1 protein-coding gene is annotated in these 353 nt (G+C 49.6%); it reads right to left on the bottom strand.

Annotated features, from left to right (window positions below; translation table 11 throughout):
- Nucleotides 1–353, bottom strand: a 353-nt coding sequence (locus tag HC176_RS17900; protein WP_167920354.1) for an aldehyde dehydrogenase family protein, incomplete at both ends; no start/stop codon positions are given.

Genomic DNA, 353 nt, shown 5'->3' with positions numbered 1-353 from the left:
AAAGACGTTAGGTGATTTCCCTCCCAATTCCATGGTCACAGGATGCAAATTCTTGGAGGCATACTGCATGATCAACTGCCCCGTAGTAGTTTCCCCGGTGAATGCAACTTTGTCCACCCGCGGACTTGAAGCCAGAGGTTTTCCAATTTCCGGTCCAAAGCCGTGTAGTACATTAAATACCCCCGGCGGTAAGAGTTCGGCAGTTTTTTCAGCAAAAAACGTGGCCGATGCGGGAGTTTGCTCTGCAGGTTTTAGAATCACACAATTCCCAGCTGCCAGGGCACCTGCTACCTTCCATGCCATCATTAACATGGGGAAATTCCACGGAATAATTTGAGCAACGACACCCAGGG

This window comes from Tamlana crocina, from assembly GCF_012037625.1.
This window is presented reverse-complemented; position numbering and strand designations above follow the sequence as displayed.